Below are 936 nucleotides of genomic sequence, written 5' to 3'. Positions count from 1 at the left end.
CGGCACTTCCTTCGCTTTAGTGGACACCCTGACCTAACGAATCAGGAGATGCTCCCATGCCGAAACCAGGCCCACGTACGACCCCGCGTTACAGCACGACCTTCAAGGCGACCGCAGTCCGCCTGAGTAACATGCCCGGCGTCGCCGTGCAGGACGTTGCGCAGTCGCTTTACATCCATCCCTTCATGTTGTCTCGTTGGCGCAAGCAGGCACGGGAGGGAATGATCGTGACCAAAGGCGCGACTGTCGACAAAGAGGTACTGGCCGAGCTCAAGGAGCTTCGCCGGGTCAAGAAGGCGTACGACCGGCTTCGCCTGGAGCATGACCTTTTAAAAAAAGCGATCGCGTTCACTTCCGAACGAAACGGGACGTCTTCGCCTTCATTGCCCAGCAGAAAGACGTCCCGGTGAGGCAGCTCTGCCGGCTCTACGGCGTCAGCGCCAGCGGCTACTACGCCTGGCGCGATCGGCCTGCGAGTGCTCGCAGCACCGCAGACGCGCAGGTCTTGCTTTGGATCCGGGAGGCACATGATGCAAGTCACCAGACCTACGGCAGTCCGCGGGTGCACGAGGCTTTGCTGCAGGACGGGCTTCACATCGGTCGTCGCCGCGTCGAGCGGCTGATGCGGGAAAACCAGATCCAAAGTTGCTCGACCACGCTTTACCGCCGTAGCCCCGGCACCAGCCGGTTCTTTGCAAGCATCGACAACCAGGTGCACGAGATGGCCATCGATCGACCGAACCAGGTCTGGGTCGGCGATGTCACCTACCTCAAGGTCTCCGGTGTCTGGCGATACCTCGCCACCATCATGGATCGACACAGCAGGCGCCTGCTGGGGTGGGCGCTGGGCACCGAGCGAACCGCGGCGCTGACGGCAAGGGCACTGCGTGCGGCATTGCGTCGCCGCCAGCCGGAGCCGGATACGATCTTCCACAG

The 936-nt window shown here is 62.5% G+C and carries 2 protein-coding genes; both read left to right on the top strand.

The window, feature by feature from the left end:
* Window positions 1–56: 56 nt before the first annotated feature.
* Entirely contained in the window at window positions 57–410 is a 354-nt protein-coding gene (locus ACW5DW_RS17095) for a transposase (RefSeq protein ID WP_457020502.1), read from the top strand.
* A partial coding sequence (locus tag ACW5DW_RS17090; RefSeq protein ID WP_457020503.1) for an IS3 family transposase occupies window positions 383–936 on the top strand: 554 nt, incomplete at its 3' end. The genes ACW5DW_RS17095 and ACW5DW_RS17090, both read left to right, overlap by 28 nt.

This window comes from Luteimonas sp. A482 (assembly GCF_054072655.1).
The sequence above is the reverse complement of the archived record's forward strand: the minus strand, read 5'-3'. Positions and strand labels throughout refer to the sequence as shown.